We start from the raw sequence: 24,668 nt of genomic DNA on the forward strand, positions 1-24,668 counted from the left end.
ATTTTAATTTCCAACTATCACTATAACGTCGTAACAAGATAACCCCTTTGCTTCGCTCTTTCTTTCTATTTCGATTCAAATATCTCCTGTTTAAAATCAAGCTTTCCCGAAAAAAATGGGCGGCTTATCAGAGCCGCCCATTTTTGTGTTGTATACAGGTTTATCCGTTATCAATAACACCGTTGTTCAGCAATGACTCTACAATCTCGTTGGAGCTGAGACCGTTGAAGTCGATTGAAGTACCTAAGTTTTCCACGACAATAGTCTGCTGAACATTTGCATCCGTCGTAATGTTCAGAGAAACACTTTCCGTCGATGCATCGTAGTCTGCTGAAATGTGACCAAGCAGATCATCCATGTCGATCATTGAGTTATTGAGATCAGAGATAACTTCACGTAAATCGATACTGTCTTCGTTAACAGTGAAGTCAGTAATGGTATCCACTGCCCCTTCATCAACGGAATCTACCGTCCACTTGAAGATATCGCTGCCGTCTCCACCCGTTAAGATATCTGAACCTAAGCCACCGATAAGCACGTCATCACCATCACCACCCAGAATAACGTCGTCACCGTCTCCACCAATCAAGTTGATACCTGTGTCTCCGCCGACTAAATAGCTGTCGTCCACTGCGGTTGACTGGTCAATATCGTCGCTATCACTACTCACATCCAAACTAATTTGGACAGGTGAAGACTGCGCTTCATCGCCATTAGATTCCGTTGATATCGCCGTAAGCGAAATATCGTAAGAACCGACATCAATACCACTGTTAGTATCTGTTGCGACAATTTCTAGCGTATCAATTTCATCGCTTGGTACTGTCCAAGTGGTACCATCGAAGCTAATGCCTGATGGAGAAACGCCACTTGTTACCTCAGCACTAGCTGGTACGCCCGTTAGCTCCAAAGACAGCACCTCGTCAATATCAGTAAGCGCCGCCATGATTCCGACAATCGCTAAACCTTGACTGCTCGCGGTTTGGCTAGCCGCAATTTGACGAATGTAATTAAACTGAGGATTTATACTCAATGTAGGTGCATCAGCTACAGGTGTCACATTGATAGTGAAATCTTGATTCGCTTCCAATGCGGTACCCGCATTTTCGAAGTACACGCCGTTGTCTTCGACTTTCACCGATAAAGTGATTGAAGCTGCGTTGACATCTCCTGCATCCACAAATACACCCTCAGAAGCGTCTGTTGCTCCAAGAACGGAGTTAATATTATCTGGTGTGCCCATTAGGGTTATTTCACCAGCCATCCCCGCCCCAACAGTCACACCACTACCTGCTGGCGGCTCGACACGAAGGTCGCCCTCGGTAACTGTAAGAGTCACCGTCATGATTTCATTCGCCTGCGCACCAGTGAAGTCGATGTCACTTACACTAATACCCGTTATTTTCTGGCCATCGGCTTCGTTGATCGTATCCGTTACCGATGCTGCAGTGACTTCAGGTGCGTCATTGGTCGCTTCAACATTCAACACTGCTGTGCCCGCGATTGTAATTGGGTCTGGAGCGCCGTTAGTGGTTCCGTCATCTGTGATTTCATAAGTGAAATTAACGTCACCAAAGAAATCTGCTGCGGGTTCAAACGTCCACTCTGTCGCACTCACTTGAGTCAGCGTGCCGGAAGCTGGGTCCACTAACGCAACATTATCGACGGTCAAGTTGTCTGACTCAGGATCACTTGCGTTGCTCAGCAACTCAGTAGTCGTAATAGTTACCGAACCACCATCTTCTTCGGTACTACTCAACGTTACCTCTGATGTTACCGGTGCATCGTTCACCTCAGTGACTTCGAAGGTCGCCGTTCCTGACACCGTTTGAGGATCAGAAACACCGTTCGTTGTACCGTTGTCGGTAATGTCGTAGGTCAGATCGACCTTGCCGTTGTAGCCAGGCGCAGGAGTAAATGACCATGTACCTGTTACGTTGTCGAAATCCAATGTGCCGCTGCTTGGGTCAACCAACTGGACATTACTCACCATCAAGGTGTCGTTTTCAATGTCAGAAGCATTCGCTAACAAATCAGCTTGGGTAATTTCAACCGCCGTACTGTCTTCTGCGATATCAGAAAGTACCACTTCAGACGTCGTTGGAGCATCATTGACTTCCGTTACGTTGAACGATGCGTTGCCGTTAACCGATTTAGGATCGGATGCACCACTTGTCGTGCCATCATCTGTAATGGTGTACGTGATTTCAACTGGACCGTTGTAATCTGGTGCTGGGGTAAATTCCCACTCTCCCGTACCACTGTTGAAAGTAATGCTACCCGAATTCGGATCCGTTAACTGAACATTGCTGACCGTGAGGTTATCGTTCTCTACGTCTGTCGCATTCGCAATAAGATCCGCTTCAGAGATGGAGAACACACCACTATCTTCTTCAATATCCGGTAGCGTCACTGGCGTAGTTTCTGGGGTATCATTCACCGCTGTCACTTCAATATTGAAGCTGCTGCTGTTGGTATTTAGGGTGTCATCTACCCCACCAATTACGATACCTTCATTACCTTGGTCATCGACTGTCACGTCCACCTGAACGTCACCAAAGAAGTTCAGGTCTGGATTAAACTCAATCAGACCGTCTGCAATGGCATTGTTTAGATCGGCCACTGTACCTTTCAGTTCAACGGAGTCCGTACCATCACCGCTCACGGTTAGGTTGTAAGTAGCGATGAGCGTTGGATTAAGCTCCAAGATACCGCTGTCGACGTTCACATTGAGTACATATTCAGCATTCGGATCATCGAGTACGGCATCAATATCGGTAATGCTGAAACCATCAAGCAGCATTGGCGTATCTTCTGGTGTTTCCACATCCACGGTATTGACGAACTCTGGACGATCGTTCACTGCTTCAACATCAACAGTGACATCAAACTCCTCTGCGGAGCCCAAGCTTTGACTGCCATCGAGCCCAGTATCAACGGCTTGCACTTTGAAATGCAGCGAACCATCCCATGAGTTATCGTTGCGATCCCCAGAATTAAACACCACTTGATCCAAGTCTTGAGCATTGATTTCTAAGACAAAAATGCCGCCGCCTTGGTCAGTAAACACTGTCCCATCAGGTAATGAAACACTCGCCCCATCAGGGACATTGGAGACCTCAACTCTCAGCGTCTCTGGATCATTTTCCTGGTAGTTTGCACCATCTCCGATGGACTCTTTGTTATCAACCACTAACGCATTTACATTAATAACAATGTCTTCGCCCTCATTACCTGCAGCCGAAGTATCGGGATTCACATCAACATCATCACCAATAGGATTGACAATAAGCGTAAAGTTGTTGTTTCGTTCCGTTGGAACTTGTAGCAACTCCTCTTGAATGAAGACCGTAATACCTATCTCAGCCTCGCCACTAAAGTGTTTTGGCGGTTTAATTTGGATGTCACTCAGGTCAATGGACGTCTGAGTGAGATCTTTTAGTTGAATACTCCATTCGCCCCCACCGTTGTTCTTAACAACATAATCAGAGGAATTGGATTTAACGATAAAGTCATCAGGAAGCCCCGTTAACTTGAGTGAAACGAAACTCTCAGAACCGTCATTATCGTTCAGGCTGATCGAAACACCAGAGCCCGATTGATTCAGCGAAATTAAAGTATCTTCGTCACCAATCACCGTGATTGGCTGCGTCGGATCGGCACCTGTAATGGTAATGTCATCAACGACTGGCGTAACTTCAAATGTGACATCGTCAGTGAAGGTTCTCACATCTATATTATCGCCAGAGTTATTCAAGATAGACTGATCAAACACAGCTTCATCAGTAATTTCTCCCTCGATATTAATCTTGACGGTATTTTGGCCACCACCTACGGGGTAATTTTCTTTTGGCTTAAACAGAACATTGTCAAGCGCACCAGCTAAAATCTCAGCTTCATTAAACTCAATACTGGTTCCTAAGCTGTTACCATTGGCATCAACAAACTCACCTAATGTTGTGTCATCAAGCTCTAACTTGATGTTCGTTAGTGTTTCTCGACCACCTTGAGTGTTGTTAAATTGATCGGCAAAATCAACACTCAAGTTAAGTTGGATTAAGCCATCTTCGTAACCAACACCATCCGCCGTGGGAACGTCGTTATTTAGATCAGTTACAGGTTGTTTGTTTGCATCCAAGCCGAAAGTACCAACGATATCTACTTTTACATTCGGTGTGACATCGCTATCCAACGGCTGATCCCCGGCTGAACTCGGAACGTCTGCAACCGGTAAAACCTGAACTGGAAACTGGACATTATTTTCTTTTTCATCACCGGACTCAGTGTCTTTAGTGACAAACCGAATTGGTAATTCGAAATCACCTGCGTAATCTTCTGCCAAGTGCATCGTCAAGCCATCAAGGCCAGTAATATTTCCACTCGCATCGATATGGGCTTGGAACACGTATTTACCATTGACAAAATCAACATCCGTCCCCGTGATCACCAAACCAGGAGGAATGCCAGGAGCTGTCGGGTCGACGATAATAGTTAAGACATCTTCAACACCATCTGCATTAATCGCATCGACTTTCGACGTCAACTGAGCACCAAGGTTAATAGAATTGTCTTCCAACGCTTGAATTTGGACATCATCAGCCACCTGAATCTCTGCCGCTACACTCATTTTCGGTGTGAGGACGGTTGGAAACTCTAGTGTCACATCCGTTTGACGCACGACCGTCGCATCTTTTTCGTTGCCCAAATCTTCGCCCAAATCATTCACTTCTGCGTAAATGGTTAAGCCAATTTGAGAGAGACCACCGTTATCGCCATCGTCACTGTCATCGTTTGGTGTTAAATCAAGTCCAGACGGCGCTTTAATTGAGAAGTTGTCTTCATTAGTTACTGTCCAACGACCTCCACCTTCATTTAGTGCACCGACGATAACCAATTGGTTGAGGATCTCAGGGTCCACATTGTGAAATTGAACAACAAGTTGAGTCACCACTTCATCTGAAGACGCATCAAACTCTTGGTATTTAATGATATGAGCGCCAGATTCGCCCCCCATAGAAGTGTTGATCGTAAAGTCAATGTTACCTTGATCATCTGACTTCACGATATCGGTAGCACCACCACCACTTTCAGTGACAAGCAGACGGGTTTGGTCATCTATTGCCCCCGTATTATCCTCTGGCTCAACGATTGGATTAACTTGGACATTCACCGTACCATTGATGGTTTTCTCAGCGATACCTTCACCGGGATTCGAAGCGTCAACATATTCATGGTCAATCTCTTTCACAGTGACGGTCGTGGTCAAGTCAAAGTCAGTACTTGAATCCTGCTCCAACTGGACTTGAACATAGCCACTTTGAGAGATTTTAGCGGAAAAATCTTGCTCTGATTCACCGGCTTGCGGTGAAAGCGTTAGTGTTCCAGAAACAAGCGCTTGTGCCACACCATCTACATAGACCGTGCTGCCTGGAGGAAATCCAGAGATGGTTACATCACTAAAGAATTCATCGGTATCAGGGCTTTGTACGAGCGTCGGTTTCCAATCGATGTCAAAGCGCGTATCTTCATCTCCCTCCGATCGAACAACGTAGTTATCTTGAGCATCAATAACGGGTTCGACCTTGATCCTTACCTCTCTTTCAATCACACGACTATGACCATCATTCTCGGTAACAATGATCGTCCCTGTAATCGCAATGTTTTCGGTTGAAGAGGCTTCTGGAATAATTTGAATACCGGAATTAAAATTCAGCCCAGTGATGTTTGCTTCGTAAATCGGTTGACCGTTACCATCATAGCCAACAAAGGTGAGGTCAACGCTTGAACCGTCTGAATCTACGACACGAACACCGTCGGGGATGTTGGACAGGATAACAGTAATGGCTTCTGAATCATCCTGTGGTCTATCGGCAACTTCACCAGATACAACCGAGAAGTTAAGGTTTACAACACCATTCTCTTCGATAGTCGTCTCTATCCCGGCCACATCTCCGTCTACGAATCGGTTCCAAACGTTCCCCGCGTCAATTAATACCGTGTCTGGTATGTCAGCAACACCTTTTACACCAACGATGACGGTCTTACTGCCCAGTGACAACACATCTTCTGTCGTACCGGTAGACAATGATGCTGTGTCTTTCACAATGCCTTCGACATTGAAAGTAAAGTCATCATTGCTGTGCAACGGAGGAAGAACTTCGACGTTCGCTAATTCAGACTCTGGCACTTCGTAATAAAGTACATTGCCGCCTGAATCGGTCACTTCTACTATCTGACTTGGGTTTGCTGAGTCCAGCCACACCAAAGTAACCCCATCAATTGAGAAGTTAGAAATGCGCACAAATAACGCTTCAGAACCATCTAAGTCCGCTGATGGTTTCATGGTGATCACTTCACTTAATTGGAGTGGATCGTGATCAGTGACAGGGTCTACCGTATTTTGAGTTCGAGCATTATCCTCAAACACATTAATTCGGTTTACAGTAAAACTACCTTTATCCGCAACTGGGTTTACATCAATAATGATGGTTTCGGTTTCTGAGCGAGCGGTATCTTTCCCAAGCAGTGGATTGTTGTTTTCCGTCGTAATAGCGGTGACATCAATTCTGATTTCGCCCGAGAAGTTATCTATCGGATCAACTTGAACTTCATCAATTCGGCTTGCATCCACCAGATAAACACCACCGGATTTTGGTATCGCACTACCATCTGAATAGACTAACTCTGCGTTACCTTCTCCTTGTGTAAAGACAAGCTCGTACACAATGCCTTCTGGGTTACTAGTGTCTTGGGTTTCAGCCGTGATGTTAAGTGCGACATTGTTTCCATCTTCATCAACCGAGTAGTTAAATTCGCTGCTTGCCGTCCACGTTGCAATATCTGCGACGGCAGCAACTTCAATGTCTAAACGACCATTAATCGTATGATCTGGCGTACCATTGTTAAGAATTTCCACGCGGATACGAGGATCGATACCAGAAGCATCGGTTGATGTATGACGATCTGGTACGAAGTACAAGTTATCTAACGAGACAAGCTCACCATTGAATGACTGCTCAACATTTGATGCGTCGAGAACAACCGTATTGCCCACAGATGTTAATTCAATGTAGTTGCCACTGCCGTCTCTGTAGTAGAACGTACCGTTGTGAGTATCAGCATCTCGAATAGTGATGTCACCTAAGCTCTCGTTACGGTCGATATCGTGTAAATTGATAACCAAGTCGACTTTCGCAGGGCTAACATCCAGCGTCGACAAGTTGTCCTGAGTATTTGCAGAGTCAACGCCCACAACGACACCATCACGCCCTTGGTCTTCGAACGCAGTAACGGTAGACGTGTCAATTTGCGCATTGCGGTCTCTTATCGAGATATCCACATCGGCATCTGCGATATCGCCATCACCATCGGTTGCAACAACGTTGATGGTGAAATCAATCGAGTCGGTTTCGGTATGGTCAAGGTCGTCATTCGGACGGAATGACACACTGCCATCGGTTCGAACAACCAAACGACCGATTTCAGTATCCACTCCGTCAAGAACCTTGTGAACAAATACGACTTGGTCGCTGCCGTTCAAATCGACAGAATCAGAATCAACACCATTTTGCTTAAAGTAAATGCCTGAATCATCAGCCGAGAATGAAGTCACTTGTGCGCCGTCAGCACCAAGGTCATCATCCCCCTCTACAGGGTCTCGGAATAAACGAACCGTGCGGCTGCCTTGCCCCTCAACACGCGAAATAGATGCATCGTGCAAGGTTGGAACATCATCGGTAATCGTCACTGGTAAGTTAATACCTGCCGTATCACCATCGACATCGGTCGCAAAGACTGGGAGATCAAGTATGAGTGTATCTTCGCCTTGAGTTGAGTGATCTAGCGCACCCTCAAGCGTAAACTTGTAAGAGCCGTCAGCGTTCAAAACTAGTGTGAACACTGAGTTACCATCAGGTGTTTGACCTTGATAAGTAAAGTTGTTGTTGCTTACCGCGGTTTGAACTAACGTCACCGCAAAACCACCTGAAGTTACTCCTGGTATCGGGTTAGAAGTAAGATCCAGCTGATAAGAGACAACGGTATCTGCCCCTTCCACCGTATCGAAATTGCCCGTTGCTTCTAGGCTGTCTTTGTTGGTTGCCTGAGAGCCGTTGGCAAGGTCATCCTCATCAACAGCCAAAGCATCTGCTGATTTAATTTCGGGAATGTCATCAACTACGGTAATTGGAAGATTCAGTGATGATGACGTGTCACCATCAAAATCTGTCACTGTAATTGGAATATCAATGACAAGGTTGTTTTCACCTTGAACAGCGTCATGGTCGATTGGTCCCAACAGCTCAAATTGGTAGCTGTCATTATTCGCATCAAGAGACAGCGTGAAGATCTTAGTTGATGTGCCAGTAATAACCGCTTCGTAACTGGTTACTCCACCATTCGTGCTTACTAGATTCAACTCGATGCTGCTGCCGTTCGACGTTAAACCAGACACGACTGCATCGAGGTCTGAAACTTGGTAGCTGACAATCTTGTCTGCACCAGCAACGACCTCAAATCCGCCGTTCAATACCGTTGAATCACTACTTGTCGTGTCAGAGCCACCGGAAAGATCATCTTCATCAACGGTTTGTTGGCTAGAGTCTGTCACTTTCACAATAGCTGGGACATCGTCCACCACGGTGATCGGCAAGGTGATGTTATTGGACACATCGCCATCAAAATCAGTCGCGTTGACTGGGAAGTTAATGACCAACGAGTTTTCATCGTTACCCGCAGGATGATCAAGTGCACCCAACAGTTCAAATTCATAACTGTCTGCTGAACCATTTAGCGTCAGTTTAAAGACGGTGTCCGTCGTACCTTGTACATAAGCTCGGTACTCAATCACACCGTTTGAATTTGAAAACTCAACCAACTCAAGCGGTTGACCACCTGAGGTAAGGCCAGAAACAGGCGATGTTAAACTATCCAACTGGAAGCTAACGATAGAGTCGGCACCATCAGTAACGTCAAAGTTGCCACCAATGATATTGGATTCTGGCGTGTCGTCCGAACCTTGGCTTGGAATATCATCCTCATCCACAGACAAGGTACTACCAGAGCTAATAGCATCAATGGTTGGTTTGTCATCTACGATCGTCACTGGCAAGGTCGCAGTGATGGTATCGTTGTCGCCATCCGTGATCTTCACAGGTAGATTCAACAAAATCTCATCAGAGTTAACCGCGTGATCTAACTGACCAGATAACTCAAAGTCGTATTTACCATCTTGATGAAGTGTCAACGTGAAGACCGTCACTCCACCCGGTGTTTGTCCCACGTAAACAAGCGCGTCAGCAGTTGAAGCGCCAACGTCTTGAGAAAGTGTTACCTCTTCTCCACCCGATTTCAGATTCGGGATAGGATTTGAGCTTAGATCCAATTCGAAAGCATCAATACCATCTGCGCTAGTGACTTCGAACTCACCTGATACCGTTAATGGCTCTTTCGTTCCATCAGAACCAAGAGGTAAGTCATCTTCGTCGACACGTAGACTTTCAATATTGGTAACAACTGGAACATCGTCCACAACGGTAATTGGCAATGTGAAGGCTGGTGAAGTATCACCATCATTATCTGTCGCCGTCACAGGGAGGTTAATAACAATCTCGTTTTGCTGATTACCATCGGGATGATCAAGCGGCTTCTGTAAATCGAACTCGTAGGTGTTGTTCGTTGCATCCAACGTCAGTTCGAACACCACTTCAGCAGGATTGCCTGCGACACCTTGGTATACGTTCACGCCGTTTGCGCTAGAAGACAGAACTAAGGTGATAGCTTCACCATCTGAAGTCAGTGACGCAACAGGCGTGGTCAGGTCACTCAGCTGAATAGAAGCAACTTGGTCAGCACCTTCGGTGATATCAAAAGTACCTGAAATAACAGTATCTTCTGCACTTGCAGCATCCGTACCTGCTGGTAGGTCATCTTCATCAACGGTTTGGTCGCTGCCTGCTAGTAAACCGTCAATGGTCGGAACATCATCCACAACCGTAATTGGTAAGGTGATGTTGTTCGACACGTCTCCATCAAAGTCAGTCGCGTTTATCGGTAAATTGATGACCAGTTCATTTTGGCCATCAGCATTTGGATGATCGAGAGGAGCAAGCAAATCGAAAGTGTAGCTATCATCAGAAGCATCGAGAGTCACACGGAATACTGGTGTCGTCGTGCCATCAATACGAGCTTCGTAAACTGAAACGCCACCTGCGTTTGATACTTCAACCATAACCAGAGATTGACCACCAGAGGTCAGGCCTTGTACTGGCGTCGTTAGGTCAGAAACGCTGTACTCGACAATGCCATCAGAACCATCAGTCGCGATGAAGTTACCGGCAATGCTGTTCGACTGTGTACCATCAGATCCGATTGTTGGGATATCGTCCTCATCAACCGTTTGCACACTTGTTGCTTCGATGCCACCAAGTGTCGGTTTGTCATCAACGATCTTGACAGGAATTGTCTCAGCAGAGGTATCGCCATCAAAGTCTGTTACGATGATTGGGAAGTTGAGCGTTAACTCATCACTATCAACAGCATGATCGATTGGGCCTTCAAGCGTGAAGTCATAAGAGCCATCAGTGTTCACTGTCAGTGTAAAGACCGACTCGGTGCCTGCTGTTGCTTGATAGGTAAAGCTGCCGTCGCCATTTGCGGTTTCAGCCAATGTGACTGCCACGCCTTGTGATGTGAGTCCAGCCACTGGTGTTGCTGAAGCATCAAGCTGATAGCTCACTACTCGGTCCGAGCCTTGTGTGGTGGTGAAGTTGCCATCGATTGAAATCGGGTCAGTCTGATCTGAGCCAATCGTGCTTAAGTCATCTTCATCAACGGTAATCGCATCGACATCAGTAATGGTCGGTTTATCATCCACGATGGTGACTGGGATCGTTTCTGTGGTGGTATCACCATCAAAATCCGTTGCGATGATTGGGAAGTTCAGTGTTAACTCATCACTGTCTGTCGCATGGTCGATTGGACCTTGGAGCGTGAAGTTATATGAGCCATCCGTATTAACGGTCAGCGTGAAGACAGCATCGGTTCCCGCAGTTGCTTCATAGGTGTAGCTACCGTCGCCGTTTGCGGTTTCAGTCAGCGTCACTGCCACACCTTGTGATGTTAGACCATCAACTGGAGTTGCAGCAGTATCTAATTGGTATCTTACTACCCCATCAGAACCTTGCGTTGTAGTGAAGTTGCCATCGATTGAAATTGGATCTGAGCCGTCAGAGCCAATCGTCGCTAAGTCATCTTCATCCACGCGGATCGCGTCTAAGTCAGTGATGGTTGGTTTATCATCAACGATGGTGACAGGTAACGTCTTCGATGAGGTGTCGCCATCAAAGTCTGTTGCGATAATCGGGAAGTCGATTTGTAGACTGTCGCTATTCACCGCATGGTCTAGTGGACCTTGCAGTGTAAAGGTGTAGCTGCCGTCTGGCTTCACCACTAATTCAAATACGGCATTGCCATCTGCTGTGGCTGTGTAAGTAAAGCTGCCATCACCATTTGTTGTCTCAGCAAGTACGACAGGCTCACCATGAGAGGTTAGCCCTGCTACTGGGTCTGACGTTGCATCAAGCTGGTATTTAACAACGCTGTCTGAGCCTTCAGTTGTGCTGAAAGACCCCGACATAAACGCATCATCGTTTTGGTCTGAGCCAATTGTTGCGAGATCATCTTCGTCCACCGTGAGTGGAACAACGTTGTCAATGGTTGGAACGTCATCAGTAATCGTGACGGGAATGGTCGCGGTCGTCGTATCGCCATCAAAGTCTGTTGCAATGATTGGGAAGTTCAGTACTAATTCATCGCTGTTTAACGCATGATCAACCGGACCTTCTAGACGGAAGTCATATGTACCGTCAGCATTCACATTCATGGTGAAGACAGGATTGCCATCCGCAGTTGCCACGTAAGTGAAGCTGCCATCGGCATTCGCAGTCTCTACCAAAATAACAGGCTCACCTTGAGAAGTTAAACCTGAAACAGGATCAGAAGTTGAATCAAGTTGGTAGCTCACCACTCGGTCTGAACCTTGAGTGGTCGTAAACGCGCCTTCAACAAACACAGCGTCAGTTTGGTCTGAGCCAATGCCTGATAAATCATCTTCGTCTACAGCCAGAGGCACGACATTATCAATGATTGGTGCATCATCCGTAATCGTGACTGGAATGGTTGCCGAAGTCGTATCACCATCAAAATCGGTGGCAATAATTGGGAAATCAATCGTCAGGCTGTCACTGTTAGCTGCATGGTCAATCGGGCCTTGCAGCGTAAAGTCGTACGTACCATCTGTTGCGACATTCAACGTGAAGACAGGATTACCGTCAGCGGTCGCCACATAGGTAAAGCTGCCGTCGCCATTCGCGGTTTCCACCAAGGTAATCGCCTCACCTTGAGATGTCAGACCCGCAACAGGATCAGCGGTTGAATCCAGTTGATAGCTCACCACTCGGTCAGAGCCTTGTGTGGTCGTAAACGCGCCTTCAACGAACACAGCGTCAGTTTGGTCTGAGCCCACGCCGCTAAGGTCATCTTCATCGACACTCAACGCATCCACCGCTGTGATGGTCGGTACATCATCAACAATCGTGACTGGAATGGTTTCAGTAACGGTGTCGCCATCGAAGTCGGTTGCGATAATTGGGAAGTTGAGTGTCAGCTCATCACTATCAACCGCGTGATCAATTGGCCCTTCTAGCGTGAAGTTATAAGAGCCATCAGTATTCACTGTCAGCGTAAAGACCGCTTCAGAGCCCGCTGTTGCTTCGTAGGTAAAACTGCCATCACCATTTGCAGTTTCTGTTAGCGTGACAGCCACACCTTGCGAGGTTAAACCGTCAACTGGTGTTGATGTGCCATCGAGTTGGTAGCTCACCACTCGGTCTGAACCTTGCGTGGTGGTGAAGTTACCATCAATAGAAATCGGGTTGCTTTGGTCTGAGCCAATTGACGCTAGATCATCTTCATCAACCGTAATGGAATCCACGTCAGTAATAACTGGCTTATCGTCTACGATCGTCACTGGGATAGTGGCATTTGTGGTGTCGCCATCAAAGTCGGTCGCGATGATTGGGAAGTTCAGTATCAACTCATCACTATCTACTGCGTGGTCGATTGGACCTTCAAGCGTGAAGTTATAAGAGCCATCAGTGTTCACTGTCAGCGTAAAGACCGCTTCAGTACCCGCTGTCGCCTCGTAAGTAAAGCTGCCATCACCGTTTGCGGTTTCAGTCAGCGTGACGGCCACGCCTTGTGATGTAAGGCCGTCAACTGGTGTTGCAGAAGCATCAAGCTGATAGCTCACCACTCGGTCCGAGCCTTGTGTGGTGGTGAAGTTGCCATCGATTGAAATCGGGTCAGTTTGATCTGAGCCAATCGTGCCTAAATCATCTTCATCAACGGTAATCGCATCGACATCGGTAATGGTCGGCTTATCATCCACGATGGTGACTGGGATCGTTTCTGTGGTGGTATCACCATCAAAATCCGTCGCGATGATTGGGAAGTTCAGTGTCAGCTCATCACTGTCTGTCGCATGGTCAATTGGCCCCTGAAGCGTGAAGTTGTATGAACCATCCGTATTCACGGTCAGCGTAAATACGGCTTCAGTTCCTGCTGTCGCTTCATAAGTGTAGCTACCGTCGCCGTTTGCAGTTTCCGTCAGCGTCACTGCCACACCTTGCGATGTTAGGCCATCAACTGGCGTTGCAGCAGTATCTAATTGGTAGCTTACTACCCCATCAGAACCTTGCGTTGTAGTGAAGTTGCCATCGATTGAAATTGGATCTGAGCCGTCAGAGCCAATCGTCGCTAGGTCATCTTCATCCACACGGATTGCGTCTACGTCAGTGATGGTTGGTTTATCATCAACGATAGTGACAGGTAACGTCTCCGATGAGGTGTCGCCATCAAAGTCTGTTGCGATAATCGGGAAGTCGATTTGCAGACTGTCGCTATTCACCGCATGGTCTAGTGGACCTTGCAGTGTAAAGTTGTAGCTGCCATCTGGCTTCACAATCAATTCAAATACGGCATTGCCATCTGCCGTGGCTGTGTAAGTAAAACTACCGTCGCCGTTAGCAGTTTCAGCAAGCACGACAGGCTCACCATGAGAGGTCAACCCAGATACTGGATCTGCGGTTGAATCAAGCTGGTATTTAACAACGCGGTCCGAGCCTTCAGTTGTGCTGAAAGAGCCCGACATAAACGCATCATCGTTTTGGTCTGAGCCAATTGTAGCGAGATCATCTTCGTCTACCGTGAGTGGAACAACGTTATTAATGGTTGGAACGTCATCAGTAATCGTGACTGGAATGGTGGCGGTCGTCGTATCGCCATCAAAGTCTGTTGCAATGATTGGGAAGTTCAGTACTAGCTCATCGCTGTTTAACGCGTGATCGATTGGCCCTTCCAGACGGAAGTCATATGTACCGTCAGCATTCACATTCATGGTGAAGACCGGATTGCCATCCGCAGTTGCCACGTAAGTGAAGCTGCCATCGGCATTCGCAGTCTCTACCAAAATAACAGGCTCACCTTGAGAAGTTAAACCTGAAACAGGATCAGAAGTTGAATCAAGTTGGTAGCTCACCACTCGGTCTGAACCTTGAGTGGTCGTAAACGCGCCTTCAACAAACACAGCGTCAGTTTGGTCTGAGCCAATGCCTGATAAATCATCTTCGTCTACAGCCAGAGGCACGACATTATCAATGATTGGTGCATCATCCGTAATCGTGACTGGAATGGTTGCCGAAGTCGTATCACCATCAAAATCGGTGGCAATAATTTGGAAATCAATCGTCAGGCTGTCACTGTTAGCTACATGGTCAATCGGGCCTTGCAGCGTAAAATCGTAAGTGCCATCTGTTGCTACGTTTAACGTGAATACCGGATTGCCGTCTGCGGTCGCCACATAAGTAAAGCTGCCATCACCGTTGGCGGTTTCCACCAAGATAATCGCCTCACCTTGAGAGGTCAGCCCCGCAACAGGATCAGCCGTTGAATCCAGTTGATAGCTCACCACTCGGTCAGAGCCTTGAGTGGTCGTAAACGCGCCTTCAACGAACAGATCGCCGCCTGGGTCTGAACCCACACCGCCAAGGTCATCTTCATCGACGCTCAACGCATCCACCGCTGTGATGGTCGGTACATCATCAACAATTGTGACTGGAATGGTTTCTGTGACGGTATCGCCATCAAAGTCGGTTGCGATAATTGGGAAGTTCAGTATCAGCTCATCACTATCAACCGCGTGATCAATTGGCCCCTCTAGTGTGAAGTTGTAAGAGCCATCAGTATTCACAGTCAAAGTAAATACAGGGTTGCCACCCGCAGTCGCTTCATAAGTGAAACTGCCGTCACCGTTTGCCGTTTCAGTCAGCGTTACCGCTACACCTTGCGATGTTAAACCGTCAACTGGTGTTGATGTGCCATCGAGTTGGTAGCTCACCACTCGGTCTGAACCTTGTGTGGTGGTGAAGTTACCATCAATAGAAATTGGATTGCTTTGGTCTGAACCGATTGACGCTAGATCATCTTCATCAACCGTAATGGCATCCACGTCAGTAATAACTGGCTTATCGTCCACGATCGTCACAGGGATCGTGGCGTTTGTGGTATCGCCATCAAAGTCTGTTGCGATGATTGGGAAGTTCAGTGTCAGCTCGTCGCTATCAACAGCATGATCGATTGGCCCTTCAAGCGTGAAGTTATAAGAGCCATCAGTGTTCACTGTCAGTGTAAAGACCGACTCGGTGCCTGCTGTTGCTTGATAGGTAAAGCTGCCATCGCCGTTTGCGGTTTCAGTTAGCGTGACTGCCACGCCTTGTGATGTGAGTCCAGCCACTGGTGTTGCAGAAGCATCGAGCTGATAGCTTACTACTCGGTCCGAGCCTTGTGTGGTGGTGAAGTTGCCATCGATTGAAATCGGGCCAGTCTGATCTGAGCCAATCGTACCTAAGTCATCTTCATCAACGGTAATTGCATCGACATCGGTAATGGTCGGCTTATCATCCACGATGGTAACAGGCAGTACGATTTGGCTTGTGTCACCATCGAAATCGGTAGCAATAACGCTAAAATCGAGGGTTAAGCTGTCGGTATTTGCCGCATGGTCGATTGGACCTTGCAGCTCAAAACTGTACGAGCCGTCGGTATTCAAAATCAATGTGAAGACTGCGCTGCCATTTGCCGTTGCGCTGTAGGTATAGCTGCCGTCTGCATTTTGCGTTTCGGCGATGGAGACGGTTTGACCTTGAGATTGCAGGCCATTTAAAGGATCAGCGTTTACATCCAACTGATACTGTACGACGCCATCAGAACCCTGAGTCGTCGTGAACTGACCTTCAACCAGCGTTGGCTGTGATTGGTCAGAGCCTACCGAACTTAAGTCATCCTCATCGACGGTAAGAGCAACAACGTTGTTAATGGTTGGCACATCATCAGTAATGGTAACCGGTAGAACAAGTGAACTGGTGTCACCGTCAAAGTCCGTTGCGACAATAGTAAAGTCTAGAGTTAAGCTATCGCTACCAACAGCATGATCGATTGGACCTTCAAGGGTAAATGAATAAGAACCGTCAGGGTTCACTTGTAAGGTGAAGATAGCGTCCCCTTCTGCCGTTGCAGAATAGGTAAAGCTGCCATCTGAATTGACAGTTTCCGTCAGAGAGATAGATCGACCCTGTGATTCCAACCCATTGAGTGGATCAGTGCCGCTTTCTAATTGATAACTTACAACACGGTCTGAGCCCTGAGTCGTCGTGAAACTACCTTGCGCGAACACAGAGTCGCTTTGATCGGAGCCAATGCTTGATAAATCGTCTTCATCGACGGCTAGCGCATCAACGCCATCAATCGAAGGAACGTCATCTTGAACTTGAATGACAATTTGCGCTGCTTCTGGTGTGTTCGAACCTTCAGTAATCGAGGAACGGTCACCATCCGCATCTACCGCGTAAACTGGCAGTGAGAAAGTAAGCGAGTCATCGTTAGCACCCGTATGGTCAAGTTGTTCATACAAGTTGAATTGGTATTCGCCCAATGCAGGAGCATCAATCGCCACATCAAATACGGTAATACGCACGCCATCCAGCTCGATGAAGCCTTCGTAAGTACGCACACCGTTACTCTCGGACGCCAGTTCCAATTGAACAACCTGCCCTTGAGATTGGAGTTCTCCACCAACATTAAACTCTGTAGGTTCCAACTCATAGTGATCAATGATGTCACTTCCGACCGCTGTCGTGATCGACCCGGTACCACTTGTTACTGCCGCGCCTTCCTGTGAACCTTGGTCAACCCCCGCCTCGTCTAAAGACAATCCCGTCGCGTTTTCAATCACTGGATTATCGCCATCAAGGATGGTCATCGTAAAGGTGTTGCTTGCCGTATCTTGGTCGAAATCGACGATTGTGGTTGGCAAAGAGAGCTCAATCGTATCTTCACCGTTTGCTTGTTCTAACGGCTTAAATTGCTCAAATTGGTAGGTACCATCGGTGTTCAGACTGATGGTTAAGACGGTTTCATTCGAGCCAGCAATGGACAAGGTGATAGTACTGCCGTCTTCAGAGAGTACCGCTTCTGTCGCCTGATTATCACTCAGTAGGCCATCAAACTGACTAAGTCCTTCTTGATTAAACGTGACCGTTGCCAATTGATCACTACCAATATCAACAAAGGCGCCAGTGATTGGTGTAGAAGAAGATTCAACGTTTTCAAAAGTAACGTTTTGCGGCGCAGGATCATCGCCATCAATAACGGTTGTCGTAAAATCGATAGGCGCTTGAATGCTATTACCACCAATATCTGCGCCTGTAATGTCAAAAGCGATATTGATTTGATCACCGACGATAGATACTTGGCCATCAGCGATGGACGCCACATGGTCAATACCCTGGCTAATCGTGGTAACGACCTCTAACTCTAAATCACGGCCTAAAGATGTCGCTTCGATCTCGATACGAAGCACTTCGTTACCACCTTGAGTGCCGATAATGGCATTTTGCGCTTCGTCGTAAACGAACGCCACTGGCTGACCACCAGAGGTAATGTCACTATTTAACTCGGTTAACAAAGACTCTAATGAGGACGTTTCAGGTACAAATGAAGCAGTATCAAGTGCGAGATCCCCTGCTTCAACCAGCACACTAGAAGAAATGGTTTGCGGGTAGCTAGATAGAGAAATTGAGCCTTCTGTTACGTTAGATTGCAGTGACTGCCCACCATCAGCAAAGATCGTGACATTCAAACCGTCATCTTCGTCGCGATCATCTTCTCCGCTGCGAGTCGCAGACGTTTCAAAAAAAGTAGACGCGAGTACTTCCGGGTTATTATATTCAACCGTCACGTAGCCAGCATTAGCCGAGCCTTCAGCACCTGTGCCAGCAGCTGTTGCTTCTAAGATAGCGGTAGGGTCAGCTCCGTCTAAAATAGCTTGCTGGATAGCGGCAATATCGTTGGCGTCGAAGTCAGCACTTCCAATAGCCGTTGGGTCAAAAGTCACTAAGCCATTAACTGGAGATTGTACCAATACTGGTTCTAACGGTTCAGAAGAAGGCACAGGAAGACAAGCAACACAATTTGCGTCGACCAGATAAAGCTCATTATTTATCTGTACGTCGAGAGAGGCATTATTTTCTGTGATAATAATCTCGCCAGGTCTTAACTCATCCCCCGCTTTTATGACCTTAACGTTTCCATCCAGGCCCAAAACCAAAACTTCACCTTTGACAGCATTTACAATCGCGCTCTGCGGTACCGTGTGCGTACTCATCTGACCTCCGCTAATGGCTTACGTTTCCCATTAACCTTTTTAGATAATTTCTTATTAATTTAGTGCGGCATACTGCACACCTTTATACGATTAAACTAAGTATTGAATCATTAAACAATCGATAAATACCCTACTACCGAGCAACATAAGTAAAACTTACTCGTAGTCACAGAAATGTGACACATGTGCTGACGCGTAGATATCGAATAATTATATGAAATTGATACCTTATTCTGATTAAGTGTAGTTGTTTTAAGAAAAGAAGATAGATGAAATCATTCAGCTAAACGCCAGACTGCCGGTTGCGATCAATAATGGAAGAAAAGCAATGAGAATGTTGTATACACCGGAGCGTGATGACATCTTAATCAATATCGGTGACGAAAAAAACGTAACGATTAAATATTGAACAACATAAATTGCAGGACAAAATGCAACGATAAAAAAGTGGCTTACGATATGAATCCCCGCACACCACGAGTTCGGTTTTGTTCTGATATACAGCAAAAAAAACACGAGCAAGCTAATAATAAAATACATAAACACAGCACTTGAAAATAATTATCATTTTCAATCATATGTAAATATTCCCTTACTTTCAATGGTGTTTGAGCTATTAATGTCATCGTTATTATCAATCAACACAATAAGTAAAATTATTAGTAATTCCAGTCCTAAACGTTTGCGTAATCGCTAACCTTCTCTTAACCTTGATTTGAGGCTTTTATCACGGTTTTTCCATTGATATAGTGCGTCCATACAACAAAAAAAGACCATTCGAGGCATGGAGCTTCCTCATTAATCTCAAGATGAGAAGAATTGGTACCGACAAAATTCGGCAGATTTTAAGAGGGTCAAAAAATGGACATGAATATGGTTGAGATTTTAGGTTATGCAGCTTCAATCATGGTCGCTATTTCGCTAACTATGAAAGATATTGTTAAGCTTCGTATCCTTAACTTTATTGGTTGTGCGCTATTTACCGCTTACGGACTAATGATTGATTCTTGGCCTGTAGTATTAACTAACGGTTTTATTGCTTGCGTTAACATCTACTTCCTAGCAAAAATGCAGCAGGAAAAAAAAAGCCTAGAGCCTGAGAAAGCGCAATAGCATTCAAACAATAAAAGCCCGCAAATCATAAGATTGCGGGCTTTTGCTTTTAATATTCCATTTCTATCACAGCATCCCTAAACAAGCGCTAACGAACCCAGCTAAGTGCTAATGTTTCTCGACGAGAAAACATATCCATATGCGATGAAATGATCGCCTTAACCGTATTCAGTTTCTCTTCTGAATCCGCCTCACAGGTTATAGTTAAGCTAGATGCACAAAGGTTAAACTCCGCTTTTCCCGTCGGAAATGTCACCAAACCGCTATTTTCATTCCAAGTAGCAGGAACTTTTCGTCCAAAATGCCGACAAAGCGTCACTAAGTATTTGTCAGCGTGTTCGCTATCTATTCGGGTGCTTTCTTTAATCATGAACTTACTCGTTACTTTGAAACGTCCTATGAAGAACCTTGTTAGAATTGATAAGCTGCAGAGAGCTTGAAGTTGCGACCCGGCTCGTAGTCATCAAGCGTGAAGCCACGTGCAGTCCCCGAACGAGACGCATGAGAGCTGTACAACTCGTCAAATACATTATCAATACCAAAGGTCACCGACAGCCCATCAATATCAGACGGCACCCATTGAGCGTATAGATTATGCACATCATAACTTGCTTTCTTTGGCTGACCATCAAAGACGTTGTCTTCCTCTAGAACAAACATTGAGTTCCACCCGAAGATCGTTTCTAAAGCGTCTGACTGGTAATCCAAAGTTAGAGCAATGCTATCACCCATATCAATGCTACGCCCATTGCCCCCAGCAACAGGACCACCAGTATTCTTGTTTTTGGTGTCCGACTTAGAGTAAGAAAGTTTGCTGTTAAACTTGTCGTAACCATAAGAAGCACTTGCTTCAAAGCCTTTAATCTCAACATCACCTAAGTTGTAAATCAGGTAAGTTTGAGTCGCGTTTTGGTACTGATCTGCAATGTAATCATCAATTTCCGTTTGGAATACCGTAATATTCGCCCCAAAGAAATGCTTATCAAAGGTTTTATCAAAACGAACACCACCCTGCGAGTTCAATCCCGTTTCTGGCTTTAGCCCATCCTCTAAAAATGCAACGTCTTGGTAAGCAATAAAGGTTTCCATTAGCTCTGGACCTTTAAATAGAGAGCGTGCACTCGCAAACAACGTCCAATCTTGCGTCACCGCCCATTCTGCTGCTAGAGCCCAAGTCACATCATCATAATTACTGGTTCCTGTCTCAGCTTTGCGTTTGTAATCATCAAAGCGCATACCTGCAGTAATAAAGAAGGCATCAGAGAAGAAGAACTGATCTTCTACAAACAGTGCGGTTGAAATCGCCGATTCGTCCATAAACTTACGACTACCGTAGTAACTCGAAGACGTTTTATCCATGTAGTCGAAGCCATAAGTGACTCGATTATCAAACTCACCCAACATAACATCTGACTGGAATTTGCCATTCAAACCAAAGTTTTGGTTTTTGGCGGTGTTCTTTGATAAACGGTTCGAGGGCCAACGAGGGGCCATCACCGTTTCGTCACGTTTAATTTCTGTCTCGGTATTATAAAGAGTGACGTTTCCTTGGTGTTGTTCGCCTCGCAACTCGTAACTCAAGGTAATGGTATCGCGGTCATAATCCGTAGGGATAAGTAACTTGCTCGACAGGCTATTATTTGCACTACCCGACATATCAGGACGCGGACTGTAATCTCCACTGTCTCGGTACATGTCATAAGAGAGCTCAAAACGATGGATGTCATTTAGTTCATACCCCAGCTTAGCCAGAATGTTGTAAACATCACCTGCAGCACCGTAGGTTTTATTGCCATCACCATCTTCAAAATCATCACGCGTAACGTAATGGCCATAGACCATCGCATCAATGTTTTCGGACAAAAGTCCGTACAGTGTCAACGAACCTTGTTGGTTGTCGTTGGATGCATAGCCGCCATAAACACGCGCACCAAACTTTTCATCGTAACGAAGTAAGTCACGAGCGTCTTTCGTTTCAAAGTAGACCGAACCGCCTAACCCGTTTTGAGTCACAGAGTTATTACCTACCTGAATGTCCGCAGATTTGAGAATGTCAGGGTTCAACGTCAAGTTACCAATATGATGGAACATGCTCGCATGCTGAGAAGCACCGTCAAGACGAATGTCCAAATCGGTTTCGCTCAAACCACGAATCGTAATACGTTGATTCACAGAGTGTGTGCCACCAACATCCACACCGGGAATATCGCGCAGTAAATCAGACATATGATCGGCTTGCTTCAGTGACATGTCGTCCGCAAACATCGACTCAGTGTTGCTGGAAACTTTCGTTCCCCATACAACGACCTCTTCAAAATGTGACTCAGTATCTTGAGCTAAAACAGGGGTTGATAGCGCCATTCCCACTGCAAGGCAAAGGCTTGAAAGCTTGATAGGTGAACAAGCAGGGCTTTCCATAACTTCATTCCTAAATATTAATGATAATAATTCTCAGGTATAATAAACATGAGTTTTATAAATACAAAGGCGATTTGGTTATGCGAAATCGCACAAGTGTTATGAGGAAGTGTCAAATGCAGGAAGTCACAACAAAACGAACTAAAATTGCCAAGATAGCTTTAACCCAAAGACTAGAGGCGACAGAGAAACAATGGATTGTCACGCAAGGCCAACCTTGTCAAACTCAACTGGCCGAAGGTAAGTTCCTATCATATCAGTACAATGATCAAATTTTTGTTCATGGCGGGCGTTGTCTAGAACTTATTGATTCGAATATTGTTTCTACTGCACACGCCTCACTGCTGGTCACTATTCTTTTAGAAGGTAGACTCTCGTTTGGCTACGACGATTTGCAATTTGATTTAGACGCGAGCGACGGCCCTAAGGGTGTAGTGGTGAACTTACTCAAACCTGCAAATTTTCGTCGTTCACTGCTCAAAGATAACCTCATTAATAAGATCAACATATTGGTTAAGCCCCAATGGCTAGAGGCCCGCCTTGAGCAAAATTGTAGTCATCGAGCCTTTTTTAACTCTCATCAGGCGTTTCAACAGTTGGAGCTTAACCAGACGCTATGCGAGCTGGCTGAAACGTTAACAAATAGAGAAACACCGCAAGAGTTCCAAGAGAAGCTAGAGGTCGAAAGCTTGATCTATCAAATATTACATCAAGCCACCAAGCAAATTCCTAAGAATTTCAGTGCTAAAAACAGCAGTATTAAACGACACATTGATGGTCGGATTGAGGATATTGTCAGCTATATTGAAACTCACCTTGATCAAGAACTACGCTTGGAAAAGTTGGCGAGCCAATTCTCAATGAGTGTTTCAAACCTGCAGCGCCGATTTAAACAATCACTTAATATGACCATAAACGGCTACATTCGTTTTCGACGTCTTGAGATTGCTAGGCAACATTTGGAACGTGGCCTAGTGACGATAACAGAAGCCGCCTATGAAGCCGGATACCACCACCCTTCTAACTTCACTTATGCCTTCAAAAAGGCATTTGGTGTGCCACCACATGAAGTGATTAAAGAGTATGGGGACTCTAGGTAACTGACTGTTATTTAGGAGTGTCTTATCCACAACATCGGTATATACTCGCCTTAAACGTTTTGGAGGTTAAACATGAATATTGGTGCTGTCGCGAAGCTCACAGGGCTTTCATCTAAGTCGATTCGATTATATGAAGACAAAGGGATCATATCTCCACCAGCGCGCAGCGACTCTGGCTATCGCGAATATTCAGATAATCATATTCAAGAGCTTAACTTGGTATCACGCGCAAAAAGCGCAGGCTTTTCGTTGCAAGAATGCAAAGAGTTCGTACAACTTGCTCATAACCCTAACCGCAAAAGTAGCGAAGTAAAAGCAAGAACCATGGACAAACTGAGAGAGGTTGAAGAAAAAATTGCACACCTCATGGAGATCAAAACGCAACTTGAAGGTTGGGTTTCTTCTTGTCCTGGAGATGCAGAGAGCCGATGCCCAATCATAGACGAGCTCACCAAGTAAGCCCGCCTATCTATTGATCTCGTTAAAAACGAACTAGCTCGCTTAATGATAAGTACACATGCGCTTACCGTTTAACTCTATGATGTTAAATGGCGTTTCATAGATGTCCTCTAGCGTAGACGCTTGAATAACATCTTCAACCGCACCACTCGCCACAACTTTACCTTTCTTAAGCGCCAATATGACATCTGAGTAACACGCCGCGAAATTAATATCATGAATCACGACCACCATGGCTTTATTCATGTCATGGGCTAACTGCTGCACAACTTTCATGATCTGAAGAGAGTGTTTGATATCTAAGTTATTAAGAGGTTCATCAAGAAAGACATAATCTGTATCTTGTGCAATCACCATAGCAATAAATGCAAGCTGTCGCTGACCACCACTTAATTCATCCAAGTATTTGTCTTGAATATCTTGCAAATCTAAGTAGTCGATCGCTTGTTCTATGACCTCATGATCTTCTTTAGTCAGATTTCCTTTAGAGTATGGGAAACGACCAAAAGAGACTAACTCTTTTACGGTAAACCGCATTGTAATCGAGTTAGCTTGGCGAAGTACTGCCAGTTTTTTCGCTAGCTCTTTTGTGTCCCATTCCGCGATTTCCTTGCAATCAATGATAACACTACCGCCATCTCGCTCCGTTAAGCGCGAGGCCATAGATAACAGCGTGCTCTTTCCCGCGCCATTTGGACCGATAATCGATGTTACCTTGCCCTTTTCAAACTGAGTATTGGCCTCGTCTACGACTTTGTTTGAACCGAAAGCCTTCGTTAATTTGTCTATTACTATCATAT

General features: G+C 45.8%; 7 protein-coding genes. 3 read left to right on the forward strand and 4 right to left on the reverse strand.

All coding sequences use genetic code 11. The features are described from left to right. Positions 1-160: 160 nt before the first annotated feature. Positions 161-18,778, reverse strand: a complete 18,618-nt coding sequence (locus R7044_RS00880) for a retention module-containing protein (protein ID WP_225455290.1) — start codon at positions 18,776-18,778, stop codon at positions 161-163. Positions 18,779-19,639: 861 nt separating this feature from the next. Between R7044_RS00880 and R7044_RS00885 the strand changes: the two genes are divergently transcribed. Continuing rightward, positions 19,640-19,891, forward strand: coding sequence for a YgjV family protein (locus R7044_RS00885; RefSeq protein WP_005376619.1), 252 nt, complete (start codon positions 19,640-19,642; stop codon positions 19,889-19,891). An 88-nt stretch (positions 19,892-19,979) separates the two neighbouring features. On the opposite strand, the gene R7044_RS00890 is transcribed toward R7044_RS00885, so the two are convergent. Further along, positions 19,980-20,261: a DUF2218 domain-containing protein gene (locus tag R7044_RS00890; protein WP_033906471.1), complete on the reverse strand. Its 282-nt coding sequence runs from the start codon at positions 20,259-20,261 to the stop codon at positions 19,980-19,982. A 41-nt stretch (positions 20,262-20,302) separates the two neighbouring features. After that, entirely contained in the window at positions 20,303-22,309 is a 2,007-nt protein-coding gene (locus R7044_RS00895; RefSeq protein ID WP_205391201.1) for a TonB-dependent siderophore receptor, read from the reverse strand. A gap of 116 nt (positions 22,310-22,425) precedes the next feature. Between R7044_RS00895 and R7044_RS00900 the strand changes: the two genes are divergently transcribed. Both R7044_RS00900 and cueR read left to right on the forward strand, forming a co-directional pair. Beyond that, positions 22,426-23,409 carry a helix-turn-helix domain-containing protein gene (locus tag R7044_RS00900; protein ID WP_171345629.1) on the forward strand — a complete coding sequence of 328 codons (984 nt, stop codon included), beginning with the start codon at positions 22,426-22,428 and terminating at the stop codon, positions 23,407-23,409. A gap of 72 nt (positions 23,410-23,481) precedes the next feature. Further along, complete coding sequence (gene cueR, locus R7044_RS00905) at positions 23,482-23,868, forward strand: Cu(I)-responsive transcriptional regulator (protein WP_005376627.1); 387 nt, start codon at positions 23,482-23,484, stop codon at positions 23,866-23,868. A gap of 42 nt (positions 23,869-23,910) precedes the next feature. Here the strand turns inward: cueR and vctC are convergent, their stop codons facing one another. Beyond that, complete coding sequence (vctC, locus tag R7044_RS00910) at positions 23,911-24,666, reverse strand: iron chelate ABC transporter ATP-binding protein VctC (RefSeq protein ID WP_025767868.1); 756 nt, start codon at positions 24,664-24,666, stop codon at positions 23,911-23,913. Between the last annotated feature and the right edge of the window lie 2 nt (positions 24,667-24,668).

Source organism: Vibrio sp. 1402 (assembly GCF_033340275.1).

Excerpts from the sequence above, each read along its gene's own strand:
- R7044_RS00900 (WP_171345629.1), top strand. The coding sequence starts at position 22,426 with ATGCAGGAAGTCACAACAAAACGAACTAAAATTGCCAAGATAGCTTTA.
- R7044_RS00880 (WP_225455290.1), bottom strand. The coding sequence starts at position 18,778 with ATGAGTACGCACACGGTACCGCAGAGCGCGATTGTAAATGCTGTCAAA.
- R7044_RS00890 (WP_033906471.1), bottom strand. The coding sequence starts at position 20,261 with ATGATTAAAGAAAGCACCCGAATAGATAGCGAACACGCTGACAAATAC.
- vctC (WP_025767868.1), bottom strand. The coding sequence starts at position 24,666 with ATGATAGTAATAGACAAATTAACGAAGGCTTTCGGTTCAAACAAAGTC.
- R7044_RS00895 (WP_205391201.1), bottom strand. The coding sequence starts at position 22,309 with ATGGAAAGCCCTGCTTGTTCACCTATCAAGCTTTCAAGCCTTTGCCTT.
- cueR (WP_005376627.1), top strand. The coding sequence starts at position 23,482 with ATGAATATTGGTGCTGTCGCGAAGCTCACAGGGCTTTCATCTAAGTCG.
- R7044_RS00885 (WP_005376619.1), top strand. The coding sequence starts at position 19,640 with ATGGACATGAATATGGTTGAGATTTTAGGTTATGCAGCTTCAATCATG.